General features: G+C 66.5%; 16 protein-coding genes and 1 tRNA gene. 2 read left to right on the top strand and 15 right to left on the bottom strand.

The window, feature by feature from the left end; all coding sequences use genetic code 11:
- Positions 1–115: 115 nt before the first annotated feature.
- Entirely contained in the window at positions 116–2,170 is a 2,055-nt protein-coding gene (locus ACY48M_RS06715) for a hypothetical protein (protein WP_462819499.1), read from the top strand.
- Here the strand turns inward: ACY48M_RS06715 and ACY48M_RS06710 are convergent.
- From ACY48M_RS06710 to ACY48M_RS06645, 14 genes are all read right to left on the bottom strand, one after another.
- Positions 2,167–2,916, bottom strand: a complete 750-nt coding sequence (locus tag ACY48M_RS06710; RefSeq protein ID WP_462819498.1) for an SOS response-associated peptidase — start codon at positions 2,914–2,916, stop codon at positions 2,167–2,169. The two genes, ACY48M_RS06715 and ACY48M_RS06710, sit on opposite strands and share 4 nt — an antisense overlap.
- A 45-nt stretch (positions 2,917–2,961) precedes the next feature.
- Positions 2,962–3,855 (bottom strand): MetQ/NlpA family ABC transporter substrate-binding protein, encoded by an 894-nt coding sequence (locus ACY48M_RS06705; protein ID WP_462819497.1) that lies wholly within the window; start codon positions 3,853–3,855, stop codon positions 2,962–2,964.
- Between the two features lie 35 nt (positions 3,856–3,890).
- Complete coding sequence (locus ACY48M_RS06700) at positions 3,891–4,631, bottom strand: methionine ABC transporter permease (RefSeq protein WP_462819496.1); 741 nt, start codon at positions 4,629–4,631, stop codon at positions 3,891–3,893.
- The gene (locus ACY48M_RS06695) at positions 4,628–5,644 is read right to left on the bottom strand and encodes a methionine ABC transporter ATP-binding protein (RefSeq protein WP_462819495.1); all 1,017 of its coding nucleotides are present in this window, start codon (positions 5,642–5,644) and stop codon (positions 4,628–4,630) included. Before ACY48M_RS06695 ends, ACY48M_RS06700 begins: the two co-directional genes overlap by 4 nt.
- A gap of 211 nt (positions 5,645–5,855) precedes the next feature.
- Positions 5,856–5,929: transfer RNA gene (locus ACY48M_RS06690), tRNA-Leu, on the bottom strand.
- Positions 5,930–5,947: 18 nt separating this feature from the next.
- Positions 5,948–7,285 (bottom strand): NAD(P)/FAD-dependent oxidoreductase, encoded by a 1,338-nt coding sequence (locus ACY48M_RS06685; RefSeq protein WP_462819494.1) that lies wholly within the window; start codon positions 7,283–7,285, stop codon positions 5,948–5,950.
- A 10-nt stretch (positions 7,286–7,295) separates the two neighbouring features.
- On the bottom strand, positions 7,296–8,552 hold the full coding sequence (locus ACY48M_RS06680) for a S8 family peptidase (protein ID WP_462819493.1): 1,257 nt from the start codon (positions 8,550–8,552) through the stop codon (positions 7,296–7,298).
- On the bottom strand, positions 8,549–9,097 hold the full coding sequence (locus ACY48M_RS06675) for a DUF501 domain-containing protein (RefSeq protein ID WP_462819492.1): 549 nt from the start codon (positions 9,095–9,097) through the stop codon (positions 8,549–8,551). The genes ACY48M_RS06680 and ACY48M_RS06675 overlap by 4 nt, the downstream gene beginning before the upstream one ends.
- Entirely contained in the window at positions 9,094–9,600 is a 507-nt protein-coding gene (locus tag ACY48M_RS06670) for an FtsB family cell division protein (protein WP_462819491.1), read from the bottom strand. The genes ACY48M_RS06675 and ACY48M_RS06670 overlap by 4 nt, the downstream gene beginning before the upstream one ends.
- A 126-nt stretch (positions 9,601–9,726) precedes the next feature.
- The gene (gene eno / locus ACY48M_RS06665) at positions 9,727–11,007 is read right to left on the bottom strand and encodes a phosphopyruvate hydratase (protein WP_462819490.1); all 1,281 of its coding nucleotides are present in this window, start codon (positions 11,005–11,007) and stop codon (positions 9,727–9,729) included.
- A 75-nt stretch (positions 11,008–11,082) separates the two neighbouring features.
- Positions 11,083–12,318, bottom strand: a complete 1,236-nt coding sequence (hisS, locus tag ACY48M_RS06660) for a histidine--tRNA ligase (RefSeq protein ID WP_462819489.1) — start codon at positions 12,316–12,318, stop codon at positions 11,083–11,085.
- A 28-nt stretch (positions 12,319–12,346) separates the two neighbouring features.
- The gene (locus ACY48M_RS06655) at positions 12,347–12,943 is read right to left on the bottom strand and encodes a TetR/AcrR family transcriptional regulator (RefSeq protein ID WP_462819488.1); all 597 of its coding nucleotides are present in this window, start codon (positions 12,941–12,943) and stop codon (positions 12,347–12,349) included.
- 34 nt (positions 12,944–12,977) lie between these two features.
- On the bottom strand, positions 12,978–13,508 hold the full coding sequence (locus tag ACY48M_RS06650) for a ferritin (protein ID WP_462819487.1): 531 nt from the start codon (positions 13,506–13,508) through the stop codon (positions 12,978–12,980).
- Between the two features lie 372 nt (positions 13,509–13,880).
- Positions 13,881–14,537 (bottom strand): nucleoside triphosphate pyrophosphohydrolase, encoded by a 657-nt coding sequence (locus tag ACY48M_RS06645; RefSeq protein ID WP_462819486.1) that lies wholly within the window; start codon positions 14,535–14,537, stop codon positions 13,881–13,883.
- 55 nt (positions 14,538–14,592) lie between these two features.
- Here ACY48M_RS06645 and ACY48M_RS06640 point away from each other — a divergent pair, with 55 nt between their 5' ends.
- Entirely contained in the window at positions 14,593–15,381 is a 789-nt protein-coding gene (locus ACY48M_RS06640; RefSeq protein ID WP_462819485.1) for a CPBP family intramembrane glutamic endopeptidase, read from the top strand.
- On the opposite strand, the gene mfd is transcribed toward ACY48M_RS06640, so the two are convergent.
- The gene (gene mfd / locus ACY48M_RS06635; protein ID WP_462819484.1) at positions 15,378–18,983 is read right to left on the bottom strand and encodes a transcription-repair coupling factor; all 3,606 of its coding nucleotides are present in this window, start codon (positions 18,981–18,983) and stop codon (positions 15,378–15,380) included. The genes ACY48M_RS06640 and mfd overlap by 4 nt on opposite strands.
- Positions 18,984–18,985 lie beyond the last annotated feature (2 nt).

Here is an 18,985-nt window from a genome sequence, read left to right as displayed (position 1 = left end):
GCGCATAGACCAACCTGTCCACGCTCCTGCACCCACCCACCCGCAGGTATCCCACCCGAATTGAGTGACGGTGCGCCGAACGCTCCCGAAGCACGACGAGCCGACCACAGGGTCGATGTCTCGCACGCTTGCGGTGATCGCCGTCCCACTGCTGAGCCTGTTCCTTGCGCTCGCACCCCTCGCCGGCATGCCGAACGCTGGCGCCGAACCCGAAGCGGCCCCCACCGCAGCACCGCTCATCACCAGCCCGGCTGACGGGGCCTTCATCAACAGCACCGCGGTGACCGTGCGCGGCACTGGCGGCGAAGCCGGCAACACGGTGACGGTCGACGTCGATGGTGTCGCCGCCTGCACCGACATTGACCTCGACAGCTCGCTCGCGTGGGAATGTCGCGTGTCGCTGAGCAACGGCGCCGATCGCGTCATCACCGCGACCGAACACTCTCCAGACGGTTCAGCCTCGAGCAGCATCACTGTTGACGTGCTCGGCGCCCCGACGATCACCCCGACAACCCTCACCGCCGGCATCGTCAGCGGCACCGCGTACCCCGGAGCGCGCGTGACCGTGAGTCTCGCGAACGGCGCCGGGTCGTGCGCAGCGACCGCGACCACCGCGCGCTCCTGGTCGTGCACCCCAACCGCCGCTGGCGGCGGACGAGTGCCCACCGCCACCTATGTGGTCTCGGCGCAGCAGGCACACGAGGCCATCGGAGCGCCGAACGACCGATCAGCGCCAGCAAGTCGCAGCATCACCTTCGACACCACCGCACCAGCCGCCCCCGTCATCGTCAGCCCGGCGGGCGACTATCGCCTCCTGAGCCTGCCCACCACGTTTGCAGGCACCGGCGAGGCCGGCAGCAGCGTCGATGTCTACCTCGACGGCATCCCCGTCTGCAGCGCTCGCACCGACGGCAACGGCCAGTGGTCGTGCGTCGGGGGAAGCACCCTGAGCAACGCAGCGCACGAAGTCCGAGCCATCCAGATCGACCCGGCTGGCAACCACAGCGCGCCGAGCTCGGCGATTCGAGTCTTCTTCGGCCCCGCAGCATCCCCTTCGCAACCCCAAAGACCCACACCATCGCCGACCCCCAGCCCCAGCCCCTCGCCGAGCGAAACCCCCGATGACGCCCCAGTGCCGAGCTCGCCAACACCGAGCGAACCCGGCGCAACCGGGTTTCCGACGCTGCCCTCGCTGTCGGGCGATGCCGGAGCAGACGCACTCACCAACTGGGGGTCGCCCACAACCTTCGGCGACGGGCTGCCGACCATCACAGAGAGTTATGAGCGCGGCAACTGGTGGCGCGCCCTCCTCCTGGCGATCGCCGCAATACTGCTCGTTGCGCTGCCAGCGCGTTTGCTCGCCAGCACGTTACGCGGGCGTTTGCCCTGGGCCAGGCCGAAGCTCACGGGTCGCAATCGCTCGACGGGCGACGATCAGACGATCGGGCTCTCCCCCTGGTTCTCCGCCGCCATCCCCTTTGTCGTGACGGTCGCCTTCATGGTCATCGCCGGCGGGGTCAAAGGCGAAGTGCGCTATTTGCGGCTCACGGTCGCTGTCGCCATCGCACTCGGCATCCTCAATCTCGTCGGCGTGACCATCGCCGCCCGATTCGGCCATTTCTGGCGGGGCATCGACGGGCGCGTGCGATTCCGCCCGATGCTGCTCGTCGCCGCCATCGCATCCGGTCTGCTCTCGCGCATCATCGGTCTCACGCCGCCGCTCGTCACCGGCACCCTCATCGGCATCAGGATGCCCCACGAGACCCCAGTGCGCGGTCGCGCCATCGTCAACCTGCTGCAGGTTGGCACCGTGCTGGCACTCGGCATGATCGGCTGGGTCGGGCACTCGCAGCTCGGTGATGTGGTCGGATTCTGGCCGAGCCTCATGAGCGAAATCTTCGCCGCCCTCTGTCTCGTCGGCGTCGGCTCCGTGCTCGCGCTCCTCCTGCCCATCGGTGCCCTCCCCGGTCGCGTCGTGTGGGAGTGGCATCGCTGGCTGTGGTGTGTGCTCGCGCTCGCGGCCGGCACGATCGCCTTCGCCGTGCTGCTCGGTGGGCCATCAGCAAGACTCCCCCTCGCGGCGCTCATCTTGCTCGCGGGAGGGTTCGCCGCCAGCTGCATTGCAATCTGGGCGTGGATGCGCTTCGTGGCGCAGCCGCGAACGCGCTAGTCGCCCGGCCCAGAATCGAGAGGGCCTGAATCGAGCGGCGCCGAGTCGAGAGGCTCCGCGATCGGCTCGATGAGCTGGGGACTGTCGTTGCGCACGCTGTTCACGGCCTTCGACACAGGGTGATAGGCGAGATCACTCGCGACCTGCCGAGACGAGAGCCGCAGGAGATCGATGCGGTCACCCGAGTCGAGGTGGTCACCGAGCCAATCATCGATGGAATCCCTGGTGAGGAACGCCGGCATCCGGTCGTGCACTTCGCCGGGTGCAACATGTGCGTCGAGAGTGATGATTGCCATCGACAATTGCCACCGCGCTGGGTCATCGGCGGCGGCGGCGCGGTCGAGCCACGGGCGAATGATGCCCGCCATGGCGACGTCGCCGTCTGGCTTCGTGATGAAGTACGGCTGCTTGCCCCCCGGCGTCGCGCGCCACTCGTAGTAGCCGAGTGCCGGCACAACGCAGCGGTGCTGCTCGAACGGGCCGGAGAAGAGCCGATTGGATGTCACGGTCTCGATGCGCGCGTTGATGATCGGCCTGCCACCGCCAAACGTCGGAGACGAGGGTGGCACGATGCCCCACCGCACGCCCGCGACCTCGCGGCCGCCAGCATGGTGCCGGATGACAGGGACCGTGGTGGTCGGGGCGATGTTGTAGCTGGGACGCCAGTCATGGACGTCGCCGCCGCGAGCGACATACTCCTGAATCAGGTCGTCGGTCTCTTTGTTCATCGCGAAACGCCCGCACATGTCGGCAACCCTACGCGGGGCTGCCGACATGGCGAAGCGAAGGTGCTACTCGAGCGGGAGAAGGATGCCCTTCACCGACTCGTCGGTGGCGAGGAACTCCTGCACGGCAGGGTCCTTGAACGCCGCGACGAGAGCCTTGATGTTTTCGGTGTCGGCATAGTCGCTGCCGATGGTGAGCTGCCCAGCGAATTCGTCGGGTGCCGTGGGGGCGTAGATGAGCTGCTCGATCGGGATCTTGGCCGCGAGGTAGTACTCGGTGTAGCCGACCGCCGCGTCGATGTCTGGGAGTGCGCGCGACTGTGCAGCGAAGTCGAGCAGCGTGAACTTGAGGTTCTTGGGGTTCGACTCGATGTCGTCCTGCGTCGCGTCGCCCTTGCCGGTGCCCTCCTTGAGGGTGATGAGGCCGGCGCTCTCAAGCACCCAGAGGCCCTGTGACTCGTTGGCAGGGTCCGAGTAGAGCGAGATTGTGGCCCCGTCTGGGATGTCCTCCACGCTGTCGTACTTGTCTGACCAGAGACCGAAGCCCCAGCGGAAGACGGGCGTTGCCGCCTCCTCCCTGAAGTCAGGGTTTGACTCAAGCACCTGCCCGAGCCAGAGCTTGTGCTGGTAGATGGTGCCGGCGACCTCGCCCTCGCTCACCGCCCGGTTGATGGTGTTGCTGTCGGACAGTCCCTTGAACTCGACGGTGATGCCGTACTTGGGTGCCACCTCTTCAGCAATGAACTCGATGAGCGCCTGCTCGGCCGAGTTGCCCTCGGCAGTCGCGACATACAGGGTCGCGCCCTCGACCTCGTTCGCTGACGTGCTCGGGTTCAGGGCGGGCACGACGACGAGCGCGGCAACGATTCCGACAACGGCGACGCCGCCAACAATCCACGGCCACTTCTTGCGCTTCGCAATCTCGAAGCCGTGATCTTGGGGGTTCGGGTTTTCAGACATGGGTGTGGTGTTCCTCTCGGTGCTGCTGTGGGGGCTTAGACGGTGACGCGGGCGGGCGCCGGGCGGCGCCGCAGGGAATTGCTGCTGGCATGTGGGGTCGTGAGACGCACGAGGCGGTCGCCGACAAGCTGCACGACGGCGACGGTCGCGACGAGGATCACAATCGTGGCGAGCATGACCGTCGTATCGAATCGCTGGTAGCCGTAGGTGACCGCGACATAGCCGATGCCGCCGGCGCCGATGGTGCCCGCGATGGCGGAGTATTCGATCATCGCGATCGTATTGATGGTGAAACCACCGATGATCGATGGCACCGCCTCGCTGAGCTGAGCGCTTCGGATGATCTGCAGCCGGGATGCCCCAGACGCTTTCGCGACGCGGACAAGCGACGGCGGCACGCTTCTGAGCGAGTTCTCAACAATGCGGGTGAAGAACGCGATGCCCGCGATCGACATCGGCACGACTGCGGCGGCGATACCGATGTTCGTGCCCGTGATGAAGCGGGTGAACGGCACGATCGCGGCCATCAGGATGAGGAAGGGAAGCGAGCGACCGATGCTGATGATCCAGCTCAGCGTCGTGTGCGCCACGCGATGCTCGAAAAGACCGCCGGGTGCGAGGTTGTGCACGAGCGCCCCGAGCGGGATGCCGACGAGCGTCACGATGGCCATGACGATGCCGACCATGATGAGCGTCTCGCCAAGGGCGGGGAGTACGAGAGCTGGGATTTCGGCGAGCGGGACGTCGTTGACGGCGCGCACTGCTGTCGTGATCATGCGACACGCTCCAGTGCCGGGGTGGCGGCGACATCGCTGCCGGCGTGGACGGCGAGGCCGAGCTCTTCGGCTTCGACCCGCAGCGCGTGCTCATGGCTCGCTGCGAGGCCGATCGTCGCGTGACCAACCGTGGAGCCGTTGATCGTCTCGACTGAGGCGCCGAGCAGCGACACGGGCGCCCCAAGGCGCTCCGACAGCCGCACAAGCCAATCGCTCGGGACATCCGGTGCCACATAGGTCATGAGCCAGGTTGCGTCTCCTGGCACGGGGGCCGCGTGAGGGTGTGCAGGGCGGAGGGCCCTTCCGAGCTCTGAGGCCGGGTCTCGCAGCAGCTCCACGACGCGCCCGGATTCGACGATGTGACCGTGGTCGAGCCGCGCGACGGAGTCGGCGACCGCGAGCACGGTGTCCATCTCGTGGGTGATGAACAGGATCGACAGGCTGAGGTCGTCGCGAAGCTCTTTGAGGAGCGAGACGATGGAGGCCGTCGAGTCTGGGTCGAGACCGGAGGTGGCCTCATCGGAGAGCAGGATGGAGGGCCGAAGCGCGAGCGCCCTGGCGATCCCAACGCGCTGACGCTGGCCACCGGAGAGCTGGTGCGGATAGTGGTCTGCTCGCGCCGAGAGACCTACCCTGTCGAGAAGGTCGGCGACGCGACGCTTGGCGTCGGCCGTGGTGACGCCGAGGTACTCGAGCGGAAGTGCAACATTCTGGGCGGCCGTGCGCCGGCTGAAAAGCCCGTCTGATTGGAAGATCGTGCCGATGCGACGTCGAGCCACTCGGAGCTGGCGCTCCGTGAGGCGAGAGAGATTCTCGCCGTTGACGATGACCGAACCGGATGTCGGCCGCTCAAGCAGATTCACGCACTGCGCCAGCGTGCTCTTGCCCGCGCCGCTCGGCCCGACGACAGCGAAAATCTCACCCTCATTGACGCTGAAGTTCAGATCATCGAGCACGACGGTGGCATCAGCACCGTGCCCGTAGACCTTGCTCAGCTTCTCGAGACTGATCATGCGGCGTTCCTCACTCTGGACGGCCGGTCCGTCGCGGGGTACGACGGGGTGGACAACGGTTGAGAGTAGCGGCCTGCCGAGAAGGTGATGGAAGTGTTTCGCTGCAAGTCGGCGCGTTGCGTCCTGTTACGCGCGAAGTCGCGAAAAAGCGCAAAAACTCCGCCTCAGGGGCGGAGCTTTGAGAGGGAAAGTGGGCGCGCAGCGGTAGGCGTGCCCCCGCTGGGATTCGAACCCAGACTGTGCCGATTTTAAGTCGGGTGCCTCTGCCGGTTGGGCTACGGGGGCGGGTGGTGCCCCCGAAGTCTACTTGCGTGAGGCGCTGGCCTTCGGGCGGGCCGCGTACTCTTCGAACACCGCGCGCGGGGTCTCACGGGCCTCGATGCCGACGGCGTCTCGGCCAACGAGAATCGAGATGATCCAGTTGCCGAAGACGCGGATCTTGCGCTCCCACATGGGCATCGCAAGACCGTGATAGCCGCGGTGCATGCCCCACGCGAGCACACCCTTGATCGCGAAATTGCCCGACTGGAACACACCGTGCCCGAGCCCGAGCCCGGCGACCGCACCCTGGTTCTTGTGGAAGTACTCGCGCGGCTCGTCACCGCGAAGGCTCGCCACGAGGTTCTTTGCCAGCAGCTTGCCCTGACGCACGGCGTGCTGCGCATTGGGCACGCACATGCCGGCGACTCCGCCGCCGCTCAGGTCGGGAACCGCACTCACATCGCCAGCGCCCCAAGCATCTGGCACGATGTCGCCATCCTCGGTGCGCGCCCGGAGATCGGCGCCAAGGCGAAGGCGACCGCGCTCCTCGAGGGGAAGATCGGTGTTCCTCAACACCGGGTGCGCCATGACGCCGGCAGTCCACACGATCGTGTCAGTTTCGAATACCTGACCGGTCGAGGTTTCGATGCGCCCAGCAACGGCAGACGTGAGCTGCGTTTCGAGGTGCACATCGGCGCCACGCTGCTTCAGGTTCTTGAGCACCCAGTGGCTTGTCTTGAGCGACACCTCCGGCATGATGCGGTCCATCGCCTCGATGAGGTGAAAGTGCGTGTCATCGAACGAGAGGGTGGGGTATTGCTTGATAAGTGAGCTCGCGAGACTGCGGAGCTCACCGAACACCTCAATGCCGGCAAAACCGCCGCCAACAACCGTGAAGGTGAGGAGCCGGTCGCGCTCGGGCCCAGGAGCAAGCACTGACGCCTTTTCGAAGTTGCCCACAACGCGATCGCGAAGCGCCATCGCCTCTTCTATGGTCTTGAGCCCGTAGGCCGTATCGGCGATGCCGGGGATCGGGAACGTGCGCGTAATGGAGCCAGCAGTGACAACGACAATGTCGTAGTCGACTTGCCACGGCTCGCCGACCTCGGGCGTGAGCGTTGCCGTCTTCGACGCGTGGTCGATCGCGGTCACGCGGGCAGCGATGACATTGGTGGACTTCAGGTGCCGACGGAGCGAAACGACCGCATGCCGAGCTTCAACTGTGCCGGCCGCAACTTCGGGCAGAAACGGCTGATAGGTCATGTACGGTAGCGGGTCGACGACCGCCACTTCCGCTTCGCCACGGCGCAGTTGTTTCTCGAGCTTGCGCGCGGTGTAGAACCCGGCGTATCCGCCGCCGACAATGAGGATTTTTGGCACGACCTGAATTCTACTCCCTGACACGCGCTCTTCCGAACTGGCGGAGCGCCAACCACCCCATGGCACCGAGGGCGAGCGTGAAGGCGAGAAACACGAGCAGCGGAATCCCCACGAAGCGCAACTGGTCTATCGACGGCAACACGGTGCCGAGCGGGCTCACTGGCCCAGCCTCAACCTCAACAATCGGTGTCGGCGACGGCAGCACCGGGGTGGGCGTCGGGATCGGCTCAGCGTCGGCGCGACGATACACCCGGATCCACTCCGAGAGCAGATCCGCGGGTGCCACACCCGCGACCGGAACGGAGCCGGAGACCGCGGCCTCTGCATCGATCAGCCCATGGCCGTAGATCGGACTCGGGTCGGCGCCGGCGCCGACCTGCTGCGCTGTGGCCGTGATGCGATTGATGACCTCGCCAGAGTCGAGTTCGGGATGCGCCGACCGCACGAGCGCGGCAAGACCCGCCACGAGCGGCGCCGCCCCGCTGGTGCCACCCCACGACGAATAGCCGCCGCCAGGGGTCGCCCCGACTAGCTCCTCGCTCGGCGCAGCCACCGCGATCGTGATGCCCTGCGACGACGCGTCGAAGCTGGCGTTGCCGTTGCGATCGACCCCGGCAACCGTGAGCACGCCCGGCATGGTTGCTGGCGCCCCCACCTGGGTGGTGCCGCTGCCACGGTTGCCTGCGGCAGCGACGATGAGCACATCGTTCTGCATCGCATAGAGGAACGCCTCGTCCCAGCTCTCTGGCCACTCGAGCGTGTTGCGGGTGAGCGACATGTTGATGATGTCGGCACCATTGTCGACCGACCAGCGAACGGCCTGCGCAATCTGGTCGTCGGATGCGACCGAACCCACGCCAAACCCGACCGAGACCGAGAGCAGGCTCGCCTCAGGGGCGACCCCGATCACGCCGTCCCCCTCGCCGCTGCCCCGCCCAGCGAGCAGGGACGCGACCATAGTGCCGTGCTCCTTGCTCGAAGAGCCGACAGGAGTCTGACCATCGGCGCTGCCGACCCCCGAAACATCCGTGCCGCCGACGACGGCGCCCGCGAGATCTGGATGCGAGCCGTCGATCCCCGTGTCGATGACGGCCACCGTGACACCAGCGCCGCGGGTGACCGACCAGGCCGACTCGATGCCGTAGTCTGCGAGCCAATACTCGCGATCACGGATATCGTCGGCCGCCGCCGGCGTCGCTGCGACGAGGGTGAAGACGATCGCAAGAGCGAGGCTCGCCGCCAGAGGGCGAGAGCGCCGCTTGGTCACTTGACCCCGCTCGCGGTCGCCGAATCGTCATCCGAATCGGCGTCGGAGTAGTCAGCGCATTCGCACACGTTCGGAGACCATGTGGCGCGTTCGAGCGCGAGATCGCCGATCGGGTTCACCCCGGGCCCCGCAGCGAGAGAGTGCCCGACAAGGGCGTGGAGGCATTTGACCCGCGTCGGCATACCGCCGGCCGAAACCCCGGTGATTTCATCGACGTGCTCGATGGTCTCCCGGTCGGCAAGGTACGCCTCATGGGCCGCCGCATACGCCTCGGCCGTGTCGCCATCGAGCAGTGCAGCGAGCTCCGGCATGACGCCGTTCGCCTCAAGGGTCGAGACCGCCGCCGTCGCGGCCGGGTGGCAAAGATAGTACAGCGTCGGGAAGGGCGTGCCGTCGGCGAGCCGCGGCCGGGTCGAGACCACCGTCGGGGCGCCGCAGACGCAGCGTGCGGCGATGCCGATCACATCGCGTGCCGGGCGGCCGAGCTGCCGGCTCACGATGCGCACGTCCTCGGCGCTCGGGGGGTCGAACGGTGGTGTTGTCACTCCGTGCCCCCCTCCACGTCTGGCGCGAGAATCTCGTCGGGCGCGGCATCGGTGAGCCCTGCGGTGAGCACCGAGGTGAGCAGGGAGTTCACCCAGTCGACCTCTGTCGTGAGCAGTTCGTCGCTCACGGGCATTCCGCTTTCGGAGGTCACGGTCGCACCGTCGTCGATCACGAGATAGCTGAACTCGCCGGGCTTCACGTAATACAGCCGCTCGCGGGCCTGTGCCTCGACATAGCTCGGGTCATCCCAGCGCGCCACGTCTTGCTCGAGCTCCTCCACGGACTGCTGCTGCGCTTCGACCTCGGCCGCGAGCTGTGCACGCTCGTTCTGCTGCTCAGCAAACACCCGAAGCGACGGGGCAAGCGCCACGACGAAGACGACGAGCATGCCGAGTGTGAGCATCGTGAAGCCAGAGAGACGGATGCCACGCAGCCAGTTGCTCGGTGCGCCCTGCTCCGGCAGCGCCACCGGCAGGCTCTTCACACGAGGCTTGCGGGTCATGATGCAAGCCTAACCGGGCAAAACCGCCGGTTGAGTAGGCCCGCCAGGGCCGTATCGAAACCTCAGTGGCACTCGTCCGGGTTTCGATACGCTCGCTGGCGCTCCCTACTCAACCAGCGAGAAGCGTCAGCCCTTGAAGCGCGGGAACGCCGAGCGACCCGCGTACACGGCAGCCGCGTCGAGCTCTTCCTCGATGCGAAGGAGCTGGTTGTACTTGGCGACACGCTCCGAACGCGCAGGCGCACCTGTCTTGATCTGGCCACAGTCGGTCGCGACCGCAAGGTCGGCGATAGTCGTGTCTTCGGTCTCACCCGAGCGGTGCGAAAGCACGGCGGTGTAGCCGCTGCGCTGGGCGAGCGTCACGGCGTCGAGCGTCTCCGTGAGCGTGCCGATCTGGTTCACCTTGACAAGGATCGAGTTGCCGGTGCCCGCCTCGATGCCCTTCGCAAGACGGGTGGGGTTGGTGACGAAAAGGTCGTCGCCGACGAGCTGCGTCTTCGAGCCGAGCTCGGAGGTGAGCTGGGCCCAGCCCTCCCAGTCGTCTTCGGAGATCGGGTCCTCGATCGTCACGAGCGGGTAGGCCGCGACGAGGTCGGCGTAGTACGCGCTCATCTCGCCCGCCGAAAGCTGCTGGCCCTCGAAGGTGTACTTGCCGTTTTCGAAGAACTCGGTCGCCGCGACATCCAGGCCAAGTGCGATGTCGCTGCCGACCGTGAAGCCGGCCTTCTCGATCGCCTCGACGAGCAGGTCGAGCGCATCGCGGTTGCTGCCGAGGTTCGGCGCGAAGCCACCCTCATCGCCGAGGCCGGTGCTGAGGCCCTTGCCGTGAAGGATGCTCTTAAGCGCGTGGTAGGTCTCAACGCCCCAGCGCAGACCCTCGCTGAAGGTCTCGGCGCCGATCGGGAGAATCATGAACTCCTGGATGTCGACATTGCTGTCGGCGTGCGAGCCACCGTTGATGACGTTGAGCATCGGCACGGGGAGCGTGTGCGCGTTAGGGCCACCGAGGTAGCGGAACAGCGGCAGGTCAGACGAATCGGCGGCGGCCTTCGCAACCGCAAGGCTCACACCGAGAATCGCGTTCGCGCCGAGACGCTGCTTGTTCTCGGTGCCGTCGAGCTCGATGAGAGCAGCGTCGATGAGGCGCTGGTCGGTCGCGTCGAAGCCCTCAAGCTCCGGCCCGATGACGTCGAGCACGGAGTCAACAGCCTTCTGCACGCCCTTGCCGAGGTAGCGATCTTTGTCGCCGTCGCGAAGCTCGTATGCCTCGAACGCGCCGGTGGAGGCGCCGGACGGCACAGCGGCACGAGAGACGGTGCCGTCATCGAGCAGGACCTCGACCTCCACGGTCGGGTTGCCCCGGGAGTCCAGGATTTCGCGGGCGCCAATGGCCTCGATCAACGACACGGGTGTCTCCTTCGAGAGTTTTGAGAGGGGGTGGAATGCTGCAATCCTACTCGCGCCGGGTGGCGCGGGAGAGAGTCAGTCGAGTGGGCGCAGTTCGATGGCCGCGGCATCCGTCGAGGCATCGACGAAGGCGAAGCTGCTGAACCCCTCTGCCGCGAGACGCTCGAGTGTCGCCTTCGTGTTTTTGGGTCGGCGCTCAAGCCGCACACGGTGCCCGCGCTCGACCAGCGCCGACTTGAGCGCGACGAGCTGCGCCGGCGGGGTCGCCGCGTCGTGCAGGAGCGCGACGGCGTCGGCACCGTCGGTGTCGGGCAACTCGACGAGGTCCACGAGGCGCTCGAAGCCGAGCGAAAACCCCGTCGCCGGGACATCCGTGCCCAGAAATCGCCCGATCATGCCGTCATAGCGACCGCCACCACCGAGCGAGTACGACAGCGATGGGTGGGCGATCTCGAAGATCGTGCCCGTGTAGTAGCCCATGCCGCGCACGAGGGTCGGGTCGAAGACGAGCTCGGCGTTCGGCACCGCGGCGCGGAGCTCGAGCAGCGCACTGTAGGCGTCGGCGTCGAGCCATTCGGACGCGGCAGCATCGTCGAGCAGATCCCAGCCAGATGCCCCGAGCGCCGCTGCAAGACCGTCGGTCGCGATGCCCTGCTCGGCGAGCTCGGCCGCGACACCGTCTGCGCCGATCTTGTCGAGTTTGTCGATCGTGATGAGCGCACGCTCGTGCAACTCGGCCGGGACCTTCCAGTGACTGAGTAACCCGATCAAGATGCGTCGGTCGTTGATGCGGATGCTGCAGCCTTCGAGCCCGAGCGCGTCGAGGGCCGCCGTGGTCGCAGTGATGAGCTCAAGCTCGGCGAGCGGCCCCGCGTCGCCGATGATGTCGATGTCGCACTGCACGAACTGGCGGAAGCGCCCCTTCTGCGGGCGCTCCGCACGCCACACGGGCGCAATCTGAATGGAGCGGAAGACCGGCGGCAGCGCGGCACGGTGCGTTGCATAGAACCGCGCAAGCGGCACGGTGAGGTCGAAGCGCAGACCGAGGTCGGCGAGCTCGAGGGCGTCGTGCGCCGCCGCGAAGTCATCGGCGGTGAGACCGCGCTTGAGGATGCCAAAGGCGAGCTTCTCGTTGTCGCCGCCGAGCCCGGCGTGCAGCCGCGCGCTGTCTTCCATGACGGGCGTCTCTATCTCGTCAAAGCCGTGCGCCCGGTAGGTGTTGCGGATGACGGAGAGCACGCGTTCGCGCCGCGCCTTTTCGGCGGGGAGGAAATCGCGCATGCCGCGGGGAGGATTGACAGGAGAAGCCATTGCCCCATTGTGGCAGGCGGGTCGTGGCTTAGCGGTGCGCGGTGAGCCGTTCGAGGCGCTCGCGCGTCACGTCGGCAAAATGCCGAAAGCCGATCGTGGCACCCTCGACATCGTTGTTGACGACGAGATCGTAGAGAAAGCCGTTGATGATGTTCACGGTCATCCTCGATTCGGCCTCGGCGAGATCGTCACTCAGCCCGAGCGCGAGGAGAGAATCGCGCCCGAGCGACTGCCACTTGGCGAAGAGGTCCCGCGAGTGCATGTGCAGCTCTGGCTCATGCACCTCCATCATGGCGGCCTCGAATTCGAGTCGCTGCAAGCGGATGTTTCGTGGCTGGGTCGCCCAGGCCCAGGTGATTTCGAAGCTTTCGATATAGGTATCGACCGTGATGGAGTCGGGCTTCAGCGTCTGATCAAATTCGTTGGTGCGTCGCGATATTGCCCCCACGATTTCGCTCACGAGCTCGGCGCGCGATCCGAAATGGTACGCCAGCGAAAACGTGCTGACCCCGAGCGCCTTCGCGAGCGGGCGCAACGACACGCTCGACAGCGGCTTGTCGAGGAGGTACTCGAGGATCTGCTCAAGCAGCGCCGGCTTGCGCGCGAAATCGGGCTGGCGGGTCACGCTAACAGCGTAGCGCCAGCACAGAACTGTCGTTCTATACCGCGCCGCCAGCGGCCTCCGGCGCGTTCGAGTCGTGCCCACCGTCGCCGATCGACTCACGAGCCAGGTAGTTCTCAACGTCGAAGAGGTTCTCGGCGCGCTCCATGATCGTGAGGAGCGTGCTCATCGATGAAACCTCCTCGACCTGCTCCTTGAGGAACCACAGCATGAACTGTTCGCCGAGGGCGTCGGTCTCAGCGCGCGCGGCGGCGAACAGGGCTTCGATCTGCTGCGTGACGCGCTTCTCCTGCGCGAGAGCGAGCGCGATCGGCGCGACCTCGTCAGTGAACTGGTTCTGCACGGCAGGAACGCCGGGAATGATGACACCCATGTCGCGGTCGAGGCGATACTGCACGAGCATCATGGCGTGATTGCGCTCCTCAATCGCCTGGCTGTAGAAGTGCTTGGCGAGCTGCGGGAGGTCGCGGGAATCAAACCACACGGCGATCGCGATGTACTGCTGCGCTGCCTCGAACTCGTGGCCGATCTGTTCGGCGAGAAGCTGGTCAAAGGATGCATTCGTCATGAGGATGACGGTACTCCGCGGGCGCAGGGCGCGCATCCAAGGATAGGCAACCCAACGCCCACGTCAGACGCGCGAGCGCGCTGGGAGAGCTGAGCCGAATACACATAACAGTTGTCCTGGAATGGCGCCAACATCGGCTACACTTGGACAGTCGCACACCGCTCCTGTCGATAAGGTTCCTTGCGGACCTGGTCCAGAATGCAGCAGTGCGAATCACCGGGGCAGCGTTTGCCCCTCACATGGCATGGCCGATTGATCGGGTAAATCGTCGGCCAGTGCTCGAGCACAACTGTTCTGCTGTGAAATTTCCAGTATTACTTCGCTCGGGCTGGTGCCCTTCCCGTTCGGGTCGGGAAGGGCACACCTCTCTTTTCACTCCGACTCGCGGATCTCCGCCTGCAGACCGCGGAGTGTCGATCGCAATGCGCGCTCCGCATCTAAGCCGCGAGACCGGGCCGACGCCACAATCGCGAGCAACAGCCCGCCCAACTCCTCCTCCGACGCCACCGGCACCCCGCCCTCCGGCAGGTCATCGAGCACCCCAGCCTTGTGCGCTCGCCCCAGCAACTTGTCGGCGAGGGCGAGCGACGGCATGCCCTGCGGAATCCCATCAAGCACACTCGTGCGGTGCGACTTCTCCTGCGCCTTCATCTCGTCCCACACCACGACCACCTCGGCCGCCGTGTCAGCCTTCGCGTCACCGAAGACGTGAGGGTGACGCGCGACCATCTTCTGTCTCGACCGCTCGGCGACATCCTCGATCGTGAATGGCTCCTCGCCAGCGCTCGCCGCGATATCCGAGTGGAAGAGCACCTGATACAGCACATCGCCGAGCTCCTCGATGAGCTCCTCGCGGGTGCCGGATTCGATCGCCTCGATCAGCTCGTGCGTCTCTTCCACGAGGTATTGCACGAGAGACTCGTGCGTCTGCTCGGCATCCCACGGGCATCCACCGGGGCCGCGGAGCCGCGCCATCACCGCGATGAGTTCGTCGAGCTTCGGATGCTGCGGGGCCGTCGATTCGGTCATGCCCCCATCCTCGCACCCGGGCGGGGGCCGCCAACCCGCGCTGCGAGAATAGAGGATGCTCACGCCCGGCCAGCCTCTCACCGTCGCCCTGCTTGCCGCGACCCTCGTCGCCGTGCTCACGGCGCTCGTGCTGCGAGCGATCCACAAAGATCGCCGCGAGTACGGCCGGTTCAAGCGGTATCGCACCACGCGTCGGCGGCAGGCGATGTTCCGCAAGTGGGTGCTCGAATCCTTTGCGGTCTTCGGTGGGGCATCCATCGTCGTGCTTGCGCTGACCTGGAACCAGCTGCCACTGCTGCTTGGCGACGTGGAGGCGTGGCCCGCCGTCGAATGGCTGCGGAGCGCGACATCCGGCCCCCTCGTTGTTGGCATCATCGTCGGCGTCACTCTGGTGGTGCTCGTGGGCTCGGTCGTGGTGCTGCACTTCGCGCGCGGCAGCAGCGAGGTTCCCGCGATCGGCGACATCACGGCCCTGCTGCCGCGGAACCGTGCCGAGCTCCGGTGGGGTGCCGCACTTTCGGTGAATGCCGGGGTGGTCGAGGAGCTCATGTTCCGCCTGGCACTGCCGCTGCTCATCTACGGGGTGACCGCGAACGCCGTCATCGCAGTCGTCGGCAGCATCGTCGTCTTCGCGGCGCTCCACCTCTACCAGGGGGCCGCCGGTGTGATCGGCTCGGCCGTGATCGGCACCGTGCTCATGGCCGTCTTTCTCGGCACCGGCAGCATCCTCGCGGCCATCGCCCTGCACATCTTCATCGACCTGCGCTCGCTCGTGCTCATCCCCGTCATGATCTTCGGGGTGCACCACAAGCCCGCTCGGCCGGTTGCCGCAGGGCGGGGCTAGGCCGGGGATTCGGCCGAAGGGACGGTCGCCTCTGCCGGGAGGAATTGGTCGAACAGCTGGCCGACCCACGTGACGAGGCCGTCGTCGCTCAGCGCCTCGCCGCCGGCCTTCGGCAACGGCACCACAATCGCGCTGTTCTGCGTGAAGTACCGCCCACCCGGATACATGCGCTGCAAGCGCACCTGGAGGGAGTCGGGCAGGTCGAGTGGTGCGACACGGAGGTTCGGGCCCATCACCACGACCTCGGTGAGCCCGGCCTTCTGCGCTCGGCGACGCAGCCGTGACACGGCGATGAGCTGCGTCACCGGCGCCGGCAGCTCCCCATAGCGATCGACGAGCTCCTCGGCGACCGCATCGATCGAAGCATCGGATGCCGGAGGCGCGCTCGCCGTCGAAAGCTTCTGGTATGCCTCGAGCCGCAGACGCTCACTCTCGACATACTCCTCGGGGATTCGGGCATCGACCGGGAGTTCGAGTCGAAGCTCGGCCGGGCCCTCGACATCTTCGCCGCGGAACGCGCTCACGGCCTCACCGATCATCCGCAGATAGAGATCAAAGCCGACGCCAGCGATGTGGCCGGACTGCTCGCCGCCGAGCAGGTTGCCAGCACCCCGAATCTCGAGGTCTTTGAGCGCGACCTGCATGCCGGCGCCGAGCTCGTTGTTCGCTGCGATCGTCGCAAGACGGTCGTGTGCCACCTCGCCGAGCGGCCGGTCGGGGTCGTAGAGAAAGTAGGCGTAGGCGCGTTCGCGGCCACGCCCGACCCGTCCGCGCAGCTGGTGCAGCTGGCTGAGCCCGTATTTGTCGGCGCGATCGATGATGAGGGTGTTCGCGTTCGACACGTCGAGACCCGTCTCGATGATCGTGGTCGAGACGAGCACATCGAACTTGCGCTCCCAGAAGTCGACCATGACCTGTTCGAGCTGGTGCTCCCCCAGCTTGCCGTGCGCGACCGCGATGCGGGCCTCCGGCACAAGCTCGGCGAGCTGCGTTGCGACGCGGTTGATGCTCGAGACGCGGTTGTGCACAAAAAAGATCTGGCCCTCGCGCAACAGCTCACGGCGGATCGCCGCGGCCACCTGCTTCTCGCTGTACGGGCCAACGAACGTGAGAATCGGATGCCGGTCCTCCGGCGGCGTCGCGAGCGTCGACATTTCGCGGATGCCCGTCACGGCCATCTCAAGTGTGCGCGGGATGGGGGTCGCGCTCATCGCGAGGATGTCGACATTCGTCTTGAGCTTCTTGAGCGCATCCTTGTGCTCGACGCCGAAGCGCTGCTCCTCATCGATGATGACGAGGCCGAGGTCTTTGAACTCGATGCTCTTCGCAAGGATGCGGTGGGTGCCGATCACCACGTCGACCGTGCCATCGGCGAGGCCGTCGACGACCTCCTTCGACTCCTTGTCGCTCTGAAAACGGCTCAGCGCGCGGAGATGGATGGGGAACCCGGCGAAGCGCTCGGCGAACGTTTCGAGGTGCTGCTTGACGAGCAGGGTCGTCGGCACCAGCATCGCGACCTGCTTGCCGTCTTGCACCGCCTTGAAAGCGGCACGCACCGCGACCTCCGTCTTGCCGTAGCCCACATCGCCGGCGACGAGCCGGTCCATCGGCACCGTCTTCTCCATGTCGGCCTTGACCTCGTCGATCGTCGTGAGCTGATCTGGCGTCTCGGCGAACGGGAAGGCCTCCTCGAATTCGCGCTGCCACGGCGTATCCGGGCCGAAGGCGTGGCCGCGGCTCGCCTGGCGCGCCGAATAGAGCTTCACGAGCTCGACCGCGATATCGCGCACCGCCTTGCGGGCACGACCCTTCGCAGCAGCCCAGTCGCTGCCGCCCATCTTGCTCAGCGCGGGGGCCTCGCCGCCGACATAGCGCGAGACGAGGTCGAGCTGATCGGTGGGCACGTAGAGCTTGTCGCCCGGATAGCCGCGCTTCGAGGGCGCGTACTCGATGAGCAAGAACTCGCGCGTCGTCTTCACGGCATTGCGGCCACCGCTCGACACCTCGCGCCGGACGAGCTCGAGAAACTTTCCGATGCCGTGCGTCTGATGCACGATGAAGTCGCCCACCTTGAGTTGAAGCGGATCGACCACATTGCGACGCCGCGTCGCAAGCTTCTTCACCTGCCGCGACTCGTAGCCAACCGCGCGCCCATAAAACTCGGTCTCGCTCAGCACCGCGAGACGGATCGACGGCACCTCGAACCCGTGCTCAATGCATCCGGTCACGATCGAGGCGACCCCGCCCTCCGGAGCATCCGGCAGCGAGTCGGCGATGCGCGCCGCAAGACCGTGCTCGCCGAGGGCCTCCGCCGCGCGCTCGACCAGGCCGTGACCCTCCGCGACCACGACGACACTCCACCCGTCGCCCAAGAGCGACGCGACGTGCCCGATCGCACCGTCGGCCTGGCCGGTGAAACTCGGCACGGCGTCAGCCTCAAGCCGAACATAGTCGCCCGCCTCGGCGACACGATCCGCGTCGGAAACGACCTCGGCTGCCCCGCTGTCGAACGCACTCATCGTCCACCACGGGCGCTCGCCAGCAGCATCCCGCAGCTGACGGACCGTGAGGAAGTCGCCCGCGCCGAGATCGATAGGGGCCTCGGCACCCGCCGTGGCGGCATTCCACGCGGCACCGAGAAACTCGCGATTCGTCTCGAGCAACGACGTCGCCCTCGTGTCGACCCGCTCCGGCGAGAGCACCGCGACCGCAGCATCCGCCGGCAGGTAGTGGGTGAGCGGCACGAGACGGTCGACGAGGGCGGGGGCGAGCGACTCCATGCCATCAACTGGGATGCCATCGGCGATCTTCGCGAGCATCGTGCTGAGGCTTGGGAACTCGAGCACCATCTCGCGGGCACGCTGGCGCACCGAATCGCTCAACAGCACCTCGCGGCAGGCGGGCAGTCGCACCGCTGGGACGGGATCTGGCAGCGAGCGCTGGTCCGCAACCGAAAACTCGCGGATCTGCTCGGCCTCGTCCCCAAAAAACTCGATCCGCACCGGATGCTCCGCCACAGGAGCGAAGACATCGAGGATGCCGCCGCGCACCGCGAACTCGCCGCGACGGGTCACCATGTCGACGCGGGCGTAGGCGAGATCAACGAGACGGCGCTGGAGGGTCGCGAGGTCGTAGCCGCGGCTCCCCTCCGCGATCTCGATCGACTCGAGCTCGGTGAGGTTGTCGGCGAGCGGCTGCAGCGCGGCACGCACGCTCGCGACGAGCACGAACGGGCGGGTCTCGCCCTCGGCCCGACGGCGCTGCCACTCCGACACGCTCCGCAACGCCTCGATGCGGCGGCCCACCGTCTCGGTGCTCGGGCTCAAGCGCTCGTGCGGCAGCGTCTCCCACGCCGGAAACTGCACGACCTCGGCCTGCGGCAGCACACACTTCATGGCCGCCGCGAGCGAATCGGCTTCGCGACCGGTCGCGACGATCGAAAGAAGCATGCCGGCATCGCCGCGACGCGCGAGCAGCCCGGCGAGGAGGGGTGCCCTGAGGCCATCGACGAGCGAAAAGTCGGCATCACGAGCCGAATATCGGAGGGCTTCGTCAAACGTCTGGGCGCGCGACAGCGCCGGAATCAAGCCCTCGAGGATCACCA

It is taken from the genome of Homoserinimonas flava, assembly GCF_054969005.1.
This window is presented reverse-complemented; position numbering and strand designations above follow the sequence as displayed.